Annotated in this window: 18 protein-coding genes and 2 tRNA genes; 12 read left to right on the forward strand and 8 right to left on the reverse strand. The window is 70.9% G+C overall.

Annotated elements, in window-relative coordinates; translation table 11 throughout:
• Positions 1-24: 24 nt before the first annotated feature.
• Complete coding sequence (thrS, locus tag RVR_RS04065) at positions 25-2,007, reverse strand: threonine--tRNA ligase (protein WP_202232531.1); 1,983 nt, start codon at positions 2,005-2,007, stop codon at positions 25-27.
• Positions 2,008-2,221: 214 nt separating this feature from the next.
• Complete coding sequence (locus tag RVR_RS04070; RefSeq protein WP_202232532.1) at positions 2,222-2,785, reverse strand: PadR family transcriptional regulator; 564 nt, start codon at positions 2,783-2,785, stop codon at positions 2,222-2,224.
• Positions 2,786-2,947: 162 nt separating this feature from the next.
• On the opposite strand from RVR_RS04070, the gene RVR_RS04075 reads away from it, so the two are divergent.
• The gene (locus RVR_RS04075) at positions 2,948-3,385 is read left to right on the forward strand and encodes a nuclear transport factor 2 family protein (protein ID WP_202232533.1); all 438 of its coding nucleotides are present in this window, start codon (positions 2,948-2,950) and stop codon (positions 3,383-3,385) included.
• Between the two features lie 160 nt (positions 3,386-3,545).
• Here the strand turns inward: RVR_RS04075 and RVR_RS04080 are convergent, their stop codons facing one another.
• On the reverse strand, positions 3,546-4,781 hold the full coding sequence (locus tag RVR_RS04080; protein WP_237404557.1) for an FAD-dependent oxidoreductase: 1,236 nt from the start codon (positions 4,779-4,781) through the stop codon (positions 3,546-3,548).
• A gap of 308 nt (positions 4,782-5,089) precedes the next feature.
• Here RVR_RS04080 and RVR_RS04085 point away from each other — a divergent pair, with 308 nt between their 5' ends.
• Together RVR_RS04085 and RVR_RS04090 are read left to right on the forward strand one after the other, a co-directional pair.
• Positions 5,090-6,295: an IS110 family RNA-guided transposase gene (locus tag RVR_RS04085; RefSeq protein WP_202232535.1), complete on the forward strand. Its 1,206-nt coding sequence runs from the start codon at positions 5,090-5,092 to the stop codon at positions 6,293-6,295.
• A gap of 139 nt (positions 6,296-6,434) precedes the next feature.
• Entirely contained in the window at positions 6,435-7,064 is a 630-nt protein-coding gene (locus RVR_RS04090) for a TetR/AcrR family transcriptional regulator (protein WP_202232536.1), read from the forward strand.
• A 42-nt stretch (positions 7,065-7,106) separates the two neighbouring features.
• Here RVR_RS04090 and RVR_RS04095 read toward each other — a convergent pair whose 3' ends face one another.
• Positions 7,107-7,541: a winged helix-turn-helix transcriptional regulator gene (locus RVR_RS04095; protein ID WP_202232537.1), complete on the reverse strand. Its 435-nt coding sequence runs from the start codon at positions 7,539-7,541 to the stop codon at positions 7,107-7,109.
• 128 nt (positions 7,542-7,669) lie between these two features.
• On the opposite strand from RVR_RS04095, the gene RVR_RS04100 reads away from it, so the two are divergent.
• From RVR_RS04100 to RVR_RS04130, 7 genes are all read left to right on the forward strand, one after another.
• Entirely contained in the window at positions 7,670-8,521 is an 852-nt protein-coding gene (locus tag RVR_RS04100) for an SDR family oxidoreductase (protein ID WP_202232538.1), read from the forward strand.
• Between the two features lie 256 nt (positions 8,522-8,777).
• Positions 8,778-9,074 carry a hypothetical protein gene (locus RVR_RS04105; RefSeq protein ID WP_202232539.1) on the forward strand — a complete coding sequence of 99 codons (297 nt, stop codon included), beginning with the start codon at positions 8,778-8,780 and terminating at the stop codon, positions 9,072-9,074.
• 50 nt (positions 9,075-9,124) lie between these two features.
• Positions 9,125-10,219, forward strand: coding sequence for a hypothetical protein (locus RVR_RS04110; protein WP_202232540.1), 1,095 nt, complete (start codon positions 9,125-9,127; stop codon positions 10,217-10,219).
• 4 nt (positions 10,220-10,223) lie between these two features.
• Positions 10,224-11,054, forward strand: a complete 831-nt coding sequence (locus tag RVR_RS04115) for a hypothetical protein (protein WP_202232541.1) — start codon at positions 10,224-10,226, stop codon at positions 11,052-11,054.
• A 74-nt stretch (positions 11,055-11,128) separates the two neighbouring features.
• Positions 11,129-11,857, forward strand: coding sequence for a dienelactone hydrolase family protein (locus tag RVR_RS04120; RefSeq protein ID WP_202232542.1), 729 nt, complete (start codon positions 11,129-11,131; stop codon positions 11,855-11,857).
• A gap of 146 nt (positions 11,858-12,003) precedes the next feature.
• Positions 12,004-12,720, forward strand: a complete 717-nt coding sequence (locus RVR_RS04125; protein ID WP_202232543.1) for an HAD family hydrolase — start codon at positions 12,004-12,006, stop codon at positions 12,718-12,720.
• A 71-nt stretch (positions 12,721-12,791) separates the two neighbouring features.
• Entirely contained in the window at positions 12,792-13,613 is an 822-nt protein-coding gene (locus tag RVR_RS04130; protein ID WP_237404559.1) for an alpha/beta hydrolase, read from the forward strand.
• Here RVR_RS04130 and RVR_RS04135 read toward each other — a convergent pair.
• The gene (locus tag RVR_RS04135) at positions 13,610-15,214 is read right to left on the reverse strand and encodes an NsdA family TPR-like regulatory protein (RefSeq protein WP_237404560.1); all 1,605 of its coding nucleotides are present in this window, start codon (positions 15,212-15,214) and stop codon (positions 13,610-13,612) included. The two genes, RVR_RS04130 and RVR_RS04135, sit on opposite strands and share 4 nt — an antisense overlap.
• A 180-nt stretch (positions 15,215-15,394) precedes the next feature.
• On the opposite strand from RVR_RS04135, the gene RVR_RS04140 reads away from it, so the two are divergent.
• Positions 15,395-16,078: a hypothetical protein gene (locus tag RVR_RS04140; protein WP_237404561.1), complete on the forward strand. Its 684-nt coding sequence runs from the start codon at positions 15,395-15,397 to the stop codon at positions 16,076-16,078.
• A complete protein-coding gene (locus RVR_RS04145; protein ID WP_237404562.1) occupies positions 16,075-16,326 on the forward strand; it encodes a helix-turn-helix transcriptional regulator in 252 nt (83 codons plus the stop codon). The genes RVR_RS04140 and RVR_RS04145 overlap by 4 nt, the downstream gene beginning before the upstream one ends.
• A gap of 83 nt (positions 16,327-16,409) precedes the next feature.
• Here the strand turns inward: RVR_RS04145 and RVR_RS04150 are convergent.
• From RVR_RS04150 to RVR_RS04160, 3 genes are all read right to left on the reverse strand, one after another.
• Positions 16,410-16,481, reverse strand: a tRNA-Val gene (locus RVR_RS04150).
• Positions 16,482-16,518: 37 nt separating this feature from the next.
• The gene (locus tag RVR_RS04155) at positions 16,519-16,980 is read right to left on the reverse strand and encodes an SRPBCC family protein (protein ID WP_202232544.1); all 462 of its coding nucleotides are present in this window, start codon (positions 16,978-16,980) and stop codon (positions 16,519-16,521) included.
• A gap of 153 nt (positions 16,981-17,133) precedes the next feature.
• Positions 17,134-17,205: transfer RNA gene (locus RVR_RS04160), tRNA-Val, on the reverse strand.
• Positions 17,206-17,346 lie beyond the last annotated feature (141 nt).

Here is a 17,346-nt window from a genome sequence, read left to right on the forward strand (position 1 = left end):
GGACGCAGGCCCGGGGGCCGGGGCTCAGACCTGCACGCGGCGCTCCACGACGTCCACGAGCTTGGCCAGCGCCTCGTCGCGCGGGACGTTGTTCTCCTGCGAGCCGTCGCGGTAGCGGAAGGAGACGGTGCCGTGCGACATGTCGTCGTCGCCGACGATGATCATGAACGGCGGCTTCTGGCGCTGCCAGGTCCTGATCTTCTTCTGCATCCGGTCCGAGGAGGAGTCCACCTCGACCCGCAGCCCCTTGCGCCTGGCCTCGGCCGCGAACTCCTGGAGGTAGGGCACGTGCGCGTCGCCGACCGGGATGCCGACCGCCTGCACCGGGGCCAGCCACGCCGGGAAGGCGCCGGCGTAGTGCTCCAGCAGCACCGCGAAGAACCGCTCGATGGAGCCGAACAGCGCCCGGTGGATCATCACCGGCTGCTGCCGGGTGCCGTCGGCCGCGGTGTACTCCAGCTTGAAGCGGGCCGGCTGCTGGAAGTCGACCTGGATCGTGGACATCTGCCAGGTCCGGCCGATGGCGTCGCGTGCCTGGACCGAGATCTTCGGGCCGTAGAAGGCGGCTCCGCCCGGGTCCATCACGAGTTCCAGGCCCTGCTTCTCCGCGGCCTGCCGGAGCTGCTCGGTGGCCTCGGCCCACTCGTGGTCCTCGCCGATGAACTTGTCGCCCTCGCCCCGGGTGGACAGCTCCAGGTAGAAGTCGCTGAGGCCGTAGTCCCGCAGCAGGTTCAGCACGAAGGTGAGCAGCGAGTCCAGCTCGTCGGGCACCTGCTCCTTGGTGCAGTAGATGTGCGAGTCGTCCTGGGTGAAGCCCCGGGCCCGGGTCAGGCCGTGCACGACACCGGACTTCTCGTAGCGGTACACCGTGCCGAACTCGAAGAGCCTGAGCGGCAGTTCGCGGTAGGAGCGGCCGCGGGCGTCGAAGATCAGGTTGTGCATCGGGCAGTTCATGGCCTTGAGGTAGTAGTCCTGCCCCTCGAACTCCATGGGGGGGAACATGCCCTCGGCGTAGTGCGGCAGGTGGCCGGAGGTCTCGTAGAGCTTCGCCTTGGTGATGTGCGGGGTGTTGACGAACTCGTACCCCGCCTCCTCGTGGCGCTTGCGGGAGTACTCCTCCATCTCCTTGCGGATCACCCCGCCCTTGGGGTGGAAGACCGCCAGGCCCGAGCCCAGCTCGTCGGGGAAGGAGAACAGGTCGAGTTCGGAGCCGAGCTTGCGGTGGTCGCGCTTCTCCGCCTCGGCGAGGAAGTCCAGGTGGGCCTTGAGCTCGTCCCTGGTGGGCCACGCGGTGCCGTAGATCCGCTGGAGCTGTGGGTTCTTCTCGCTGCCGCGCCAGTAGGCGGCCGCGTTGCGCATCAGCTTGAAGGCCGGGATGGCGCGCGTGGTGGGCAGGTGCGGGCCGCGGCACAGGTCCTTCCAGCACAGCTCGCCGGTCTTCGCGTCGAGGTTGTCGTAGATGGTCAGCTCGCCGCCGCCCACCTCGACGTCGGCGCCGTCGTCGGCCCCGGCCGCGGCGCCCTTGAGGCCGATCAGCTCCAGCTTGTACGGCTCGTCGGCCAGTTCCTCGCGCGCGGCGGCGTCGGTGACCGGGCGCCGGGAGAAGCGCTGGCCGCGCTTCTGGATCTCCTGCATCCGCTTCTCGATGGCCTTCAGGTCATCGGGGGTGAAGGGCTTCGGGACGTCGAAGTCGTAGTAGAAGCCGTCCTTGATCGGCGGGCCGATGCCGAGCTTGGCCTCGGGGAAGACGTCCTGCACCGCCTGCGCCATCACGTGGGCGGTGGAGTGCCGCAGGATGTTCAGCCCGTCGGGGCTGGTGATGTCCACGGCCTCGACCTCGTCGCCGTCGGCGACCGGGTAGGCGAGGTCCTTGAGCACGCCGCCGACCCGGGCGGCGACCACGGAGCGCTCGCCCTCGAACAGATCGGCCGCGGTCGTGCCCGTCGTGACCAACCGCTCTTCCGGTGCGGCGGAATCGCGTTTGATGATCACACGGAGGTCTGACACCGGTCTGCTCCTGACTTGAGGCTTGCGTGCGCGGGCGGGTCGCCTGCCGCCGCTGCGCTGAATCGTACCGAGCCGGGGCGGCCGATCGCGAAGCCGAGGGGTGGGGCCGGGCGCGGCCGACCGCGGAGCCCGGGGGCGAACGCCGGACGCGGCGGGCGGCGGCCCGTCCCGGGTGCTCGCCGGGGCCTGTCCGGCGGATCTTTGCGGGCAGGTCCTACGGGCGGGGCTCCCGCCGCTCGCGCAGGACCGCGGCGGTGTGCTCGTACCACTCGCGGTTGGCACGCTCGAAGGCGAGGCCGCGCAGGCAGGTGAGGTAGGGCCCGATCCGGCTGCCGCCGCGCAGGTACTCCTCCTCCGTGGCGTCGCCGCGCATCGTGCGCAGCAGCCCTTCGAACAGCTCGATCCGGGCCTGGGCGAAGGCGGTCCGCTCGGCGAGGCGGGCGGTGAGGACGTCCGGATCGACGTGGTCGGCGGCCTGCACCTTGACCATGAGGTCGTCGCGGATCAGCGACGGCTTCCCGGTGGTCCCGGCGAACCGTTCGAGCTCGGCGAGGCCGAGGTCGGTGACCTGGTAGACGCGCTTGTCGGGCCGGCCCTCCTGCGCCACCCTGCGGCCGGTGACCAGGCCGGCCCGCTCCAGCTTCGGCAGTTCCGCGTAGAGCTGCTGGGGCGCGGCCTGCCAGAAGTTGGCCACCCCCCTGTCGAACGCCTTCGCGAGCTGGTAGCCGCTCAGCTCCTCGTCGAGCAGCGCCGCGAGCACGGCGTGGCGCAGCGCCATCCGGTCGGCCTCCTCCGCTGTCCCCGGAAGTGCGGTGCCGGCCGCGGGGTTGTCCCGGGGTCCGCACCCGTGCATCATCCTACTCAAGAATATGAGTACCCCATTCGATGAGTACTCCGTGACCGGGACCCCCGCGGCCCCAGGACCAGGAGAGCCGCCGCCATGACGTCGACCGACACCGCCGTGGACCGCTTCCGCACCGCCGTCGAGCAGCGCGACCTCGGGGCGATGACCGACCTGTTCACCGAGGACGTCCGCCTGTACAGCCCGGTGAAGTTCCGCCCCTTCGAGGGCCGGGACCAGGTGCTCGGCCTGCTCAACGTCCTCCTGCGCACCTTCGAGGACTTCCGCTACGTCGGCCGCCTCGACGGCGCCGCCCACACCCTCGTCGACGGCGGCGAGACCCCGGCCGCGGTGCTGCTCTTCCGCGCCACCGTGAACGGCCGCGAGATCAACGGGATCGACCTGATCCACCTCGACCCGGCGGGCCGCATCCGCGAGTTCACGGTGATGGTCCGCCCGCAGTCCGCGGTCCACACGCTGGGCGAGGCGGTCCTCGCCGGGCTGGTCGAGGACGGGCTGGCGCCGGCGCCGCGGTAGCGCGGCAAGAACGCCCGGCCGCGTCCCGAAGGTGCGGCCGGCGGCGGGCGGGCGCGGCGCGGCGGGTACGACGACGGGTGCGCGCGGCATCCGCGGCTCCGGCGGGTAGGACGACGGGTGCGCGCGGCATCCGCGGCTCCGGCGGGCGCGGCGCCCGGGGTCACCGCCGGGGCGTGGGGGCGTCCGGGAGGGCGGCGCCCTGGAGTGGGGCGCCGTCGGGGGCGGTGGAGTCGGCGCCGTCCTGCCCGGCGGTGACGTGCGCGGCGGTGACGTGCGCGGCGTCGTCGTCGTGCGGGTCCGTGGACAGGAGCTGCTCGGCGCCGCCTTCCAGCAGCGCGGCGGTCTCGGTGGAGCGCGGCAGCATGGTTCCCTCGTAGGCGCGGACGGCGTCGGCGACCGTGGCCTCGCGTGCCAGCGCGAGCGCGAGTTCGGCGGCGTCGAGCATGGCGAGGTTCACCCCGACCCCCAGCGGGGGCATCAGGTGGGCGGCGTCCCCGAGCAGGGCCACGGCCGGGTCGTGCGGCCAGGTGTGCGGGACGGGGAGCGCGAAGATCGGCCGGTCGACGTACGGGCCGTCGTTGTCGGTGACCAGCCGCCGCATCCGGGGCGACCAGTGCGCGAACTCGTCGAGGAGCAGGGCGCGCAGTGCGTCGGTGTCGGCGACCGTCAGGCCGCGCCCGGCGATCCAGTCGACCGGCACGCGCCGGATGACGTACACGCGGATGTGGTCGCCGCTGTTGCGCTGGGCGAACATGGCGCGCTCGCCGTCGGCCGCGTGGGCACCGCCCCGGCCGACCAGTGCGGCGATCTCGGGGTGGCGGCGGTCGACGTCGGAGAACCACGCCTCCAGGAAGCCGACCCCGGTGTACCCGGGTCGGGCGGCGGACACGGCCGGGCGCACCCGGGAGAAGGCGCCGTCGGCGCCGACGACGAGGTCGGCCTCCGCGGTGGTGCCGTCGGCGAAGCACAGCCGGCGCGGCCCTCCGGCGGCGCCCTCGACCCGGTCGAGGGCGTGGCCCCAGCGCACGGTGCCCGGTCGGAGGGACTCCAGCAGCAGGTCGCGGAGCTGGCCGCGGTCGATCTCCGGCTTGAACAGGTCGCCGTCCTCGGGAAGGTGGTGGTCGAGGAGGGCGCCGGACAGGTCCAGCCGCCGCATCTCCTGCCCTTCCGGCCGGGCCAGCGCGAAGAAGGCGTCGAGCAGCCCGGCCTCGCGCAGGGCGATCTGGCCGTTGTCGGCGTGCAGGTCGAGCGTGCCGCCCTGGTCGCGGGAGTCGGCGTGCGGTGCGCGGTCGTGGACGGTGACCTCGATGCCGTGCCGCTGGAGGATGCGGGCGCAGGTCAGCCCGCCGGGGCCGGCGCCGACGACGTGGATCCTCGGGCGGGCGGGGCCCGCCACGGGCCCGACGGCCCGCCCGGGGCGCGGGCGGGTGCCAGGTGTTTCGGAGGTTTCCCCGTGTACGGGGGTCGCGGGGACTTCGGGGGTCGCGGGATTCATGGGGCTCCCTAAGAATGGTTGGCGGTCCGGGAGGACCGGGTATGGCTGATGGGGTTCTGCCGTTGATGGCTCCGAAGGAATGGCCGCCCGGTCCTCCGGGACGCTCCGACCACTGATTGAGAACTGCGGCCATCGCTGGTTAGGGACCTGTCGGCGGAGTGTTCTTCGGGCCACGGAAGTGCTGGTCACGGTGGAATGGAAGCGACGGGTTGAGCACTCGACAGGGCCGGATATGGGTCGGCATCGACGCGGGCAAGGGGCACCACTGGGCGGTGGCCCTGGACGCAGACGGCGAGACGTTGTTCTCGACGAAGGTGATCAACGACGAGGCCCAGATCCTCGCTCTCATCGAGACCGCCCGAGAGCGGGCCGACGAGATCCGCTGGGCGGTGGACATCTCCGGCCGAGCTTCCACGCTCCTGCTGGCCTTGCTGGTCGCCCACGGACAGAGCGTGGTCTACGTGCCGGGCCGCACGGTCAACCGGATGACCGGCGCGTACAAGGGCGAGGGGAAGACCGACGCCAAGGACGCGCGGGTCATCGCCGATCAGGCACGCATGCGCCCGAAGGGCTTCGCCGTTTTGGACACGCCTCCTGAGCTGGTCACCAGCCTGAGGGTGCTGACGAACTACCGGACCGACCTGATCGCCGACCGCGTTCGGCTGATCAACCGGCTTCGCGATCTGCTGGTGGGCATCTGCCCGGCCCTGGAGCGGGCCTTCGACTACTCCGCGGCCAAAGGCCCGGTCGTCATGCTGACCGAGTACCAGACCCCGGCTGCCCTGCGCCGCATCGGCGTCAAGCGTCTGACGACCTGGCTCGAACGCCGCAAGATCCGCAGCGCCGCCGACGTCGCCGCCAAGGCGGTCGAGGCCGCCCAGTCCCAGCAGATCGCACTGCCCGGCGAGAAACGGTCGGCGAAGCTGGTCTGCGACCTCGCCCACCAGCTCCTGGCCCTGGACGAGCGGATCAAGGACAACGACCGGGAGATCCGTGAGACCTTCCACACCGACGACCGCGCCGAGATCATAGAGTCCATGCCCGGCATGGGGCCCATCCTGGGCGCCGAGTTCATCGCCATCGTCGGCGACCTGTCCGGCTACCGCGACGCCGGCAGCCTCGCCTCGCACGCCGGCCTCGCCCCGGTCGCACGGGACTCCGGCCGCCGCACCGGCAACTACCACCGGCCCAAACGCTACAGCCGGCGCCTGCGCCGGGTGTTCTACATGGCTGCCCAGTCCGTGATGATGCGGCCGGGCCCGTCCCGGGACTACTACCTCAGGAAGCGAGGCGAGGGGCTGCTGCACACTCAGGCCCTGCTCTCGCTCGCCCGCCGCCGAGTCGACGTGCTGTGGGCGATGCTGCGTGACGGAAAGCCGTTCACCTCCGCCCCACCGGTCACACAAGCGGCTTGACTTCGTCATTGAGATTCCTTCCGCCAATGCCGGGTCGCGGCGGGTCACCGCTGGGTCTCCGACACCGGAGACCATATGTACAACGACTCCAAATATACAACCGTTCCAAATTCATCCGGACTCGGCTAGCCTTACGGACATGGCAGAGACCACCGGCCGAGCCGGGACGGGCGGGCTGCGCGCGCGCAAGAAGGCCGCCACCCGCCAGGCGATCGCCGACACGGCGCTGCGCCTCTTCCTGGAGCGCGGCTACGAACAGGTCGGCGTACGCGAGATCGCCGAGGGCGCCGACGTGTCGGTGTCGACGCTGTTCAACTACTTCCCGCACGGCAAGGAGGCGCTGGTCTTCGACGAGGACGCCCGCAACGAGGAGGCCCTGGTGCGCGCGGTCACCGACCGCTCTCCCGGCCGGACGGTCCCGGAGGCCCTGCGCGCCCACCTCGTCCGCTTCGCCGTGGCCGGCCACAGCCGCGACCCCCGCTTCGCCGACCTCCAGCGGCTCGTCCAGGAGACCCCGGCCCTGACCGCGTACTCCCGCGCGATGTGGCTGCGCCACGAACACGCGCTGGCCCGTGCGCTCGCCGGCGAGACCGGCCGCCCGCAGGACGACCCGCTCTGTGCCGCCTACGCCCGTTTCACCCTGGAGACGATCGCGTTCGCCGGCACCCGCCCCGACCCCGCGGCCGCGATCGACGCGGCGTGCCTGCTCCTCGAACGCGGCTGGAGCGCGACGGCCGCGGGGGGCGGCGCGGCACCGAAGGAGGGCTGACGTCCCCCGCGCGGCCGGGCGGAGGGGCGGCGCGGGCGCCCGTCAGCGCGGGTCGGTGCCCAGTGCGCCGTCGGTGTGGCGGGCGCCCTCCGTGCCCCGGGCGCCGTCGGTGTCGTCGTCGGCACGGCCGTCGTAGGCGGCGCGGGCGGTGAGCACCCGGGTCGCGTTCGCCTTGGACCAGTCCGCGATGGCGGTGGTCAGCGCGCCCGCCTCACGGCCGAGGTCGGTGAGGGAGTACTCCACCCGGGGCGGGACGGTCGGGTAGACGGTGCGCCGGACCAGGCCGTCGCGTTCGAGGTTGCGCAGCGCCTGGGTCAGGGACTTCTGGGTCACGCCCTCGATGTGACGGCGCAGCACGGTGAAGCGCAGGGGCCGGTCGTTCCGGCCGAGCACCCCCAGGATGTAGAGCGCCCACTTGTTCGCCAGCACGCTCACGACCGTCCGCGACGGGCAGTCCTTCGCGTACGTGACCCTCATGTCGGTATCCATCAGGTACCTATATACCCTTCCGGTGCCTACTTCCTCAACGAAACCGGCTCGTGCAGTCTGGTGGGGGCCGCACCGGGCACCGGCGCGGCCCCCCTGACACGAACGACGGAGGCACGATGATTCTGACCACGGGAGCAACGGGCAGGATCGGCGCGGAAGCGGTGCGGCTACTGGCCGGCGGCGGGCTCGCCACGAGGGCCCTGGTCCGCGACCCGACCCGCGCGCCCCAGGACGGGAGCTGGAGCGGCGCCGAGATCGCGTCGGGCGACTTCGAGCGGCCGGACACCCTGGACGCGGCGATGGCCGGCGTGGACACCCTCCTGCTCATCAGCCCGTCGGTCCCCGCCCAGGAGATCGCGGCCATCGACAGCGCGGTCCGCCAGGGCGTGAAGCACGTCGTCAAGATCACCAATCACCGCGCGACCGAGGACTCCCCCGTCGACCGCCGGCGCGACCACGCCCGCATCGAGGCCCACCTCAGGGCGAGCGGCCTGTCCCACACGCTGCTCGCGCCGAACCTGTTCATGCAGAACCTGCTCGTCGTCGCCCCGGTCGTCCGGCAGACACACGGGTTCGTGATGTCCACGGGCGACGGCCGGTTCGGGATGGTCGACTCGCGCGACGTGGCGGCAGCGGCGGCGGCCGTCGCGGCGGCCCCAGGCGACCACGAGGGGCGCGCCTACCTGCTGACCGGTCCCGAACTCGTCAGCTACGACGACGTCGCCGACGCGCTGACCCGGGCTGTCGGCCACGAGGTGGAGTACCGCAGGGTCACGCCCGCCGAGCACCGCGAGGGCATGATCGCGGCGGGGGTCCCCGAGCCGGTCGCCTCCTCCAACGCGCAGGTCTTCGGACTGATCGCCGAGGGGGACGCGGCCTGGCTGTCGGACGACGTCGCCGCCCTCACGGGCCGACGGGCCCGCGGCCTCGGCACGTTTGCCGCGGACCACGCCGACGTCTTCCGGTGACCCGGGGCCGCGCCGAAGCCTTCCGGTGACCCCGGATCCCGCTGAAGCCTTCCGGCAACCCGGGGCGCCGTCCCCCGTGCTGCACGCGCAGCGCGTCCCGAGGTGCACAATCCGCAGGTGGGGTCCATAACCGACGGAGAATCAAGACAACCAACTCACCGTCATTTATTATGTACCGTACATTCGCTACCCGGCGGGACCATGGGGGTGGGAAGTGGGTACCGGGGGAAACGGCGCGAACAGCGCCTCACCGCAAATGATCGACAACCCGCGGCTGACCGATCTCAGAAGCCTGCGGACGTACCTGTCCACGCACACGTCGGCCATGGAAGGCACCCTCCGACGCGCCGCCTCCGCGATCGGCGGAAAAGGCGACGACCAGTCATGGGTGGGCCCCGCCGCGAACCGTTGGCGCACCGACGCGAACGGCAAGCGCACACACGTCAAAGCGGAAGTCGACCGCCTCATCAGCGAGGTGGACAGGGCGATCGCCGGCTGCCCGGCGAAGGTCACCGTGAACGAAGCGAAGCTGTACGACGCCGACAGGGACTGACGGAAACCAGGGACCGGAGACGCGGTCCCACGTCGCGCTGGGGGGCGGACGTGACGGAATTCTCGGGAATCAACCCGGCCCGACTGCTGACCACCATCGACACGGTCACCAAGGACCAGCAGACGCTCCGGTCCGCCGTGACCGCCATGCAGAAGCAGTTCACCCGGCAGGGGCTGGACGACCAGCCACTGCGGTCCCTACTGCTCGTGTGCTCCTGGATGGACGACCAGGTGCCGATGCTCAAGCGGCGCTACGACCTGACCCTCATCTCGACCGCGCCCTACCCCGGCCACCCGGGCATGGTCGAGATCGACGAGTCCCTGATGACCAACGGACCGGTCGGCATCGCCCTGCGCCTGCTCGCCGAGGGCGACACGGTGCACCCGCTCAACATCAACGCCGAGGAATTACGGGCGATCACGGCTGCGTCCAAGGAGACCGGGATCAGCCAGAACCTGCTGATGGCCATCGTCTGGCAGGAACAGCAGTGGTACCAGAACATCGACCCGGCCCAGGACTCGCTGCTCACCGACGGCGGACACCTCTTCGACTGGACCCTGGAGCAGTCCGTCAAGCCCGACAAGTCACTCGGCATCACCCACATGAAACTGGCGACGGCGCGGGAGGTGATAGGAAGGGAGCCACGGGAGTTCACCGCGGACGGGAAGTTCCTCGGTGACCTCGACGATTCCGAGCTGACGAAATACATCGAGGAGAACCCCGACTTCGACATCAAGCTGTCGGCCCACTACCTGAAGCAGCTTCAGGCGAATCCTCACGGCGCGGGGTCGGACAAGCAACTCTTCCTTCTCTACGCGGCCGACACCCAGCAGGTCCGCGATGCCAACGCCCTCTACGGGGACGCCACGGCGCCACGCGGAGGGGCGATCCACTCACGGGCCGCCAACTGGGACAAGCTGAAGGTTCCGCTCCAGGACGCGAACGCCTGGGCCGACCTGACGGACAAGCAACGCAAGGCCGCGCTGGCCACCCTCGCGGCCGACATCCCCGAAGGACAGTCGGTGAACCTCTCCCCCGTCTACGCTCCCGACGGCGTGGAGACCACGGTGTACGGCACTGGCCCCGTTCCCCCCGGCACGCCGACACCGTCCCCCGGACCGGCCCCCACCCCTCCCGAGGACTGAGCGGATGCGCAACCGCGCCACGTGGAAACGTACCGGCGGCGTCCTGGTGACGCTGGGCCTCATGCTGCTCATGCCGGCGTGCGGGCACGACTCGCGCATCGCCCCGGTCGCCCTTCCCGCCGATGTCCCCAAGGCACCCGTCTTCGCGTTCGCACGGGACGTCCAGGCGCGGCTGGCGGACAAGGGCATGGACTGCACGAACACGGCCGGGGACAACTCCGCCGACGACCACGGGTCCACCGCGACGTGCGTCAGCACCGTCGACGGCGACAAAGTGCTCAACGAGATCAGCGTCTTCGCCCATCCCCAGCCCGACCGAAGCGACATCGGGACGTCCGTCGCCCTACGGAGGAAGTCGCCGACCTTCCAGACCCTCGTGGCCGCCGGGAACTGGTACGTGTGGGTGCGGCCCCCCACCCACGCCCAGGCCATCGCAACCGCGCTCGGCGGGGTCGTCCTGCCGGCGATCGGCGCGAGCGCACCCGCGTACCCGCTGCCGACGATCCCCGCCGCCCCCCGCTACCCCACCGTCGAAGCCCTCGCCCATGACCTCGACCAGGCCGTCGGCTGCACCGGCCAGAAGGTGGACGACCTCGGCGTCCTCACCTGCGACACCGGCGGCGCGGTGGGACGCAGCCCCAACTGCGCCACCCTCGCGCTGTACGGCACCGCCGCCGCACGCGACCAGGCCCTGCGCGACGCCATCCGGTGGAAGGGTGTCCCCGCCTACCTCGTCACCGCGGCCAACTGGACCGTCAACCTCTGCGACTACGACCTCGCCGACGCGGTCGCCACCGCCCTCCAGGGAGTCGTCGTCGGCTACGACGGAAGCTGAGCGGCCCGCCCCGCTGTTCCGCCACCGGAGAACACCGTCCTGACCGGGCCCGACGGTCACTACGGTCCCGTCCCATGACGACGATGACGACGACGCGTACGGTCGCGTACCCGGCCGACGGTCTGACGATGATCGGGCACCTCGCGCTCCCGGCCGGCACCGACCGCCGGCCTGCGGTGCTGCTCGGGCCGGAGGGCATGGGGCTCAGCGACGTCGAGCGCCGCCGGGCCGACGCCCTCGCCGAACTGGGGTACGTGGCGCTGGCCTTCGACCTTCACGGCGGGCGCTACCTGGGTGGCCCCGAGGAGATGCTCGCCCGTTGCCTGCCGCTACTCGCCGATCCCGACCGGATGCGGGGCATCGGCCACGCGGCGCTCGACGTGCTGCGCGCCGAACCGCGGACCGACCCCGACCGGATCGCCGCCATCGGTTACGGCACGGGGGGCGCCATCGGGCTGGAACTCGGCCGTGCCGGCGTCGACCTGCGTGCGATCGGGACGGTCAACGCAACGACCACGGGCCGACCGGGCGAGGCGGCGCGCATCCGCTGCCCGGTGTGGGCCGGAGTCGGGTCGGAGGATCCGATCATGCCGCCCGCTCAACGGGACGCGTTCACCGCCGAGATGCAGGCCGCGGGCGTCGACTGGCGCCTCGCGGTGTACGGCGGCGCCCTCCACGCCTTCCACCACCCGCCGGTCGACCACCCCACGGTCCCCGGCGTCGGCTACCACCCGCGGCACGCACAGCGCGCCTGGCGCGACGTCCTCGCCCTGCTCACCGAGTGCCTGCCCCTGCCGGAGTGACCCGACCGGCCCCGGCGCGGGAGCCCACCGCCCCCGCGCCCGGAAGCGCCACCGTCCCGACGCCCGTATCGCCCGGGAGTCCGAATGCAGGGCCGACCAGCGCTGGGCAACGGTGGATCCGCGAGTGCCGGAACTAGCCTTGTCGCATGGCAACTGACCAGCGTGCCCCCGTCACCTCGCTCGTCCTGTGGGATGTCGACCACACGCTCGTCAGTATCGGCGGGGGCGTCAGTCGCAGCATCTACGAGCGGGCCTTCCAGCGGGTGACCGGCGAGCCGCTCGGCGAGCTTGCGGACATGTCGGGCCGCACTGATCAGGCGATCATGGTGGAAACACTGCACCTGAACGGCGTCCACGAGCCGGAGGCCCTGTTCGACGACTTCTACGCCGCCTTGGCGGTGGCCGCCGAACAGCTCACCGGTCGGATGCGTGAGGTCGGCATCGTGCTCCCCGGCGCGCGGGAAGCCATCGAGTCGTGCGCAGCCCGAGGCACCGTCCAGTCAGCCGTCACCGGCAACATACGTCCCATCGCCATGGCCAAGCTCACCGCGCTGGGCCTCGGCGACGGCCTCGACTTCTCGGTCGGCGGCTACGGCGACGACGGCAGCGACCGCGCCGACCTCGTCCGCCAGGCACGGAGACGGGCGTCGCAGAAGTACGGTCACGACTTCGCCGGCCGCCGCGCCGTGGTCATCGGCGACACACCCCACGACGTTCGCGGCGCCCTCCACGCCGACGCCCTGGCTGTGGGTGTCGCCAGTGGCCAGAGCACTTCCGACGAACTGCGCGAGGCCGGGGCGCACATCGTGCTGGCGAGTCTCACCGACTTCGCCGTTCGCTGCACCGAGGCACTCGGTCGGTGACGTCTACGTGCCGTCCGCCGTTACAAGCCGACGAAGCAGTCGGCGTGCCCGAACCGTTCTACCCTTGCTCCATGTCCATGACCGCAGAGGTGACGGTTCGCACCCTCGACGGCCAGCAGCTCGCAGGCACGCTGACGCAGCCCCGGGAAGCGACCAGCCGCGCCGTCGTGCTGGTCCATGGCGGTGGCGTCACGCGAGAAGAGGGTGGCTTCTTCACACGGCTGGCGGACGGCCTGGCGGATGCCGGCGTTGCGTCCCTCCGCTTCGACCTTCGGGGCCACGGTGCGAGCGACGGTCGACAGGAAGAGCTGACGCTCTCGACCATCCTCAACGACCTCCGCGTGGTGCTGGCGCATCTACGGCAAGCAACCGGCGCACGGAAGATCAGCCTGCTTGGCACCAGCTTCACCGGTGGCGTCTGCGCCTACTACGCAGCGAAGCAACCAGACGAGATCGCCCGGTTGGTGCTGTTCAACCCGCAGCTCAACTACAAGCAGCGCACCATCGACAACCGGCCGTTCTGGGTGGGCGACTGCCTGATCGATGAGGCGGCGACCCAGCTCACCGAGCAGGGCTACCTGTCGCACTCCCCGACACTCAAGCACGGACGGGCCATCTACAACGAGGTCTTCTGGCTTCGGCCGCACGAGGCGCTTGGTGAGGTCCAGGCGCCGACACTCATCGTGCACGGCACCAAAGACACCTTCGTCTCCATCGCGGCCTCGCGGGCAGCGGTGTCGCAGTTCGGCGGGCCGTGCCGGCTGGTGGAGATCGAGGGCGCGCAACATGGCTTCGCCGTCCACGACGACCCGCAGTACCTCGATCCTCGGAGTCGGGCATGGCAGGCATCCGTCATCGGCACCACCGCGGAATTTCTGAGCCAGGGCGGCTAAGCTCGCAGGGCTTCACGCAGCGCACGCGGACCGGGCCGCGTCGCCCACGGACGCAAGGTGTGCATAACTCGGCCGAGTTCACGCTTGGTGCGCAGCGAGTTGGTCGCAGTGGCCACTTCCACCGATGCCAAGCCGACCGACGCCGCGTCGTCCGGTTGCCCGGCAAGCGCCAGCGATGAGGCACGGCGAGCCATGAAGTAGCCGGTGTCACGACGGGAAACCGTGCCGCTTGCCAAGATGTCGCCGTACAGATCGGCAGCGCGGGCCGGCTGTCCGGCCTCGATGTAGCAGCTCGCCGTTTGCAGCATCAGGTTGGTGTGGCTGTAGTGCGGACTGAGCTGTCGTTGCCCCTCGTCGGATTGGACGCCGCGGCTCAGCAGTCGGTGCGCTTCTTCAAGCCGCCGCTCAACGTCCGCCATCGGTTCACCGAGCATGGCCAAGCCGCGGGCTTCCTGCTGCCTCGCCTCGGCAAGCACCTTGGCCGGCAGCTTCCACCGGGCGTGGCCGGCCGCCTGCGAGAGCGTCAACATCCGCAGTGCTTCACGGTCGTCGTACGCCATCTGCGCCTTCTTGAGCAGTACATACCCTTGCAGAGCAGGGTCGTCGGCTTCCTGCGCCCATTCCATCGCCCGGTCGTACCAGAGTCCGGCGATGTCCGGTCGCTGTATGTCGCGGTACAGCCAGCCTGCGAACTCCGCGCCATCCGCACCGACGGTCAGCAGCTCGCGGCGGACGGCCGGGCTCACGTTGCGGGCGTGCTCCTCGACGGCGCCGAGAACGCCCAGCACCAGGGGCAGGGTGTCTCGCGGACCCTTGGCGCCGTCCTGCTTCTTCGCGGCCTCCAGTTTCGTGCGAAAGTGTGCGACGACCGGACCGTCGAAGTACCGGTGGGAATCCTGGAGTGCGGCAGCAACCTGTGGGAGATCCGCAGTGCGCAGACCGGGCAAAGAAGCTGCGATCCCGCCTTTGAGCAGCGACCGACGATCCAGAGGACTCATGGCATCTCGTTCCGTGGTGCTGAGCATGTGGCTCGCCCCGTCGGGCTCGCATGCCGACGGGGCGAGCAGACCGCCAAGTCCGCTGAGCGCCACAGCATGCGGGTTCACTGGTACAAACACCGGCCGGCCATTGACCACTACCGGCAGGAGGATATCGCCGGTGGACTGGGCCGTCTCTGCTGGTGGTGCTTCGAGCGCTTCCGTCGGCCTGTCACCTGGCAGCTTGAACCACAGTAGGTCGCCCGGAATCCGCAGGCTATGCGCCCAGCTCATAAGCTTCCCGAGGTCCTGCGGCGCGGAAGCGGCGCTCTCGATCCGGCTGAGTTGCGCCTGGGTGAGCCCCAGCCACCCGGCGAGTCTCTCCTGCGACACGGCCCGGCTGTGCCAGGGGTGGACACGGTAGGCGTAGAAGACCTGGCCCATGTGCCAACCGGCCAGGGCCTCACGTAGTCGGCCGTCCTGCCAGAACTCCGAGGGCACCACGGGCGGCTGTGTCACAACGTCGAGTTGCTGCTGACGAAGGCAGACCGCGCATACCGTGCCCCGGTTGTCGCGGGCCAGCCGCGTACCGCAGGAGCAGTACCGAACCTGTTGCTGTGCCATTCCGTACCCCAAGGCCGCCATACGCCAATGCCAAAGGTCAAGCCTACGGACGGTAGCCGCGCTGTGTCCGTCAGTCCATGCGTCCGGCGTATGGCGGTCTATGCAGCGGCGTCGTGACGCCCAGCACGTGTCCCCGCACACGCTCTCTACAGCCCATTACCCAGGTACGGGAGCACCCGCATGTCGACACCCCTTTATCCCACCCGCCGCCCCGTCGGCACGCTGCGTCTGACGGACCGGGTGCCGTTCATCGCCTCATGGTCGGCGGAGACGGCCACCCAACCCGACGTCACCATGCGCCGGGGCCGGCTGGCCTATCGCGACGAGCGGCCGTGGGACCGCGACAGCAACGGCGTCCTCTGGCGGCGCGTGCCCAGCATGCCGGGCAAGGGCAGGCCCGAGTACGGCAAGGTGCACCTCCTGCGTCAGCGGCTGGCCATGGACGCGCTGCTCTGCCAGGTCTGCGGACAGCCCGCCCAGCACGGCTCCACCGCTGACGGCCTGCTGTGGCTGCTGGGGGAAGACCCCGACGACCTCACCACCTGGCCGGCCGAGATGGTGACCGGACACCCGCCGGTCTGCCTGTCCTGCGCCTGGCTGTCGGTACGCGCCTGCCCCCACCTGCGGAAGCAGTACGCCGCGGTACGGGCGCGCCGCTTCTCCCTCAGCGGCGTCCACGGCGTGCTCTACCGCCCGAGCCACCCGGCTCCCGTGCCCCACGACGTCGGCGGCCTGGACTTCGGCGACGACCGCATGCCGTGGATGCAAGCCGCGCAACTGATGATGCGCCTGGACGAGTTCACACTCGTGGACCTGGAAACCGAGTACCGCTCCCACACCGGCTCCGGTGCCCTCCCCCGGTGACACGCAGGCGCCCACGCATCCTCCACCACGAACCCAGCGCGGTCACCTGGGCACGCGAGAGGTGCGGACTCACCCAACGAGCCCTCGCCGAAGCCGTCGGCATCTCCGAACAGCTCATGAGCGAGATCGAGTCGGGATGGCGCAACGCCACACCCAGCAACCTCCGCAAGGTCGCCCACGTGCTCAACTGCCCAGTGGTGATGTTGGAACGCAAGCGCTTCAACGACGAGGGCGCGTCCGACCGCTAGGGCGTGTCGGGAGCATGCGAACCCCGGCCCCACAAGGTCTCGCACGAACAAGGGGCCGCCCGACATGGGCGGCCCCTTCGGGGTGGGCGATACTGGGATCGAACCAGTGACCCCTTCGGTGTGAACGAAGTGCTCTCCCGCTGAGCTAATCGCCCCGACGACGTGAACAATACAGGGCGGGCCGGGGCGGGTTCAAACGGGAAGCCGCGTGGCGGCGAGATGGGCGCGCAGGCCGCGGCGGCAGGACCGCATCATGGCCGCGTGGTTGGCGCGGAAGAGCGGGCGGCAGGGGACGGCCAGCAGCCGCATCAGGCGCTTGTGCACCGTGACGGCCTGCTCGAAGACGATCCGGCTGCCGTGGTCAGGAGTCGGTTGGACCGTCCAGCGCACCCAGCCGTCGAGGTCTCCGCTCAGGGCCGCTTCGAGCACCCGGGCGCCGGGGTCCTGGCGGGTGGAGCGGGCGGCGACGACGAGGTCGTACGGCAGCGCGGAGCGGAACCGCAGCACTCCGCTGACGTCGTCGGTCTGCCGGACCTCCCGGACCTGGGGCCACCAGTCCGGATACCGGTCGGGGCGTTCGAGGACGCGGTAGACGGCGTCGGGCTGCTCGTCCAGCCGCCAGGAGCTGCGGAATCGGTAGTGGCTCCAGTCCATGGACCCAGTGTGCGCCGCGACTTGGGCACGGGCCGCACCGGCGGCGGATCGGACCGGACCGGCGGCAGGCCGCACCGGCGGCGGGTCGGAGCAAAACCACCGCATGCGAAAGGTCCCGAGCCGTCGTACGGACGGCCCGGGACCTTCTCCGGGTGGGCGATACTGGGATCGAACCAGTGACCCCTTCGGTGTGAACGAAGTGCTCTCCCGCTGAGCTAATCGCCCCGGCGCGTGCACCACATTACCGCACCCGGCGGACCGCTTCGGACCACCCGCCGCGCCGCGCGGCCGCAGGAGCCGCCGCCGCCCGCCACCCCCTCCGCCACGCGCCGGCCCCCACCGCCACCCACCCCCACGCACCCCACG

The organism is Streptomyces sp. SN-593 (assembly GCF_016756395.1).
GTDB classification, from domain to species: Bacteria; Actinomycetota; Actinomycetes; order Streptomycetales; family Streptomycetaceae; genus Actinacidiphila; species Actinacidiphila reveromycinica.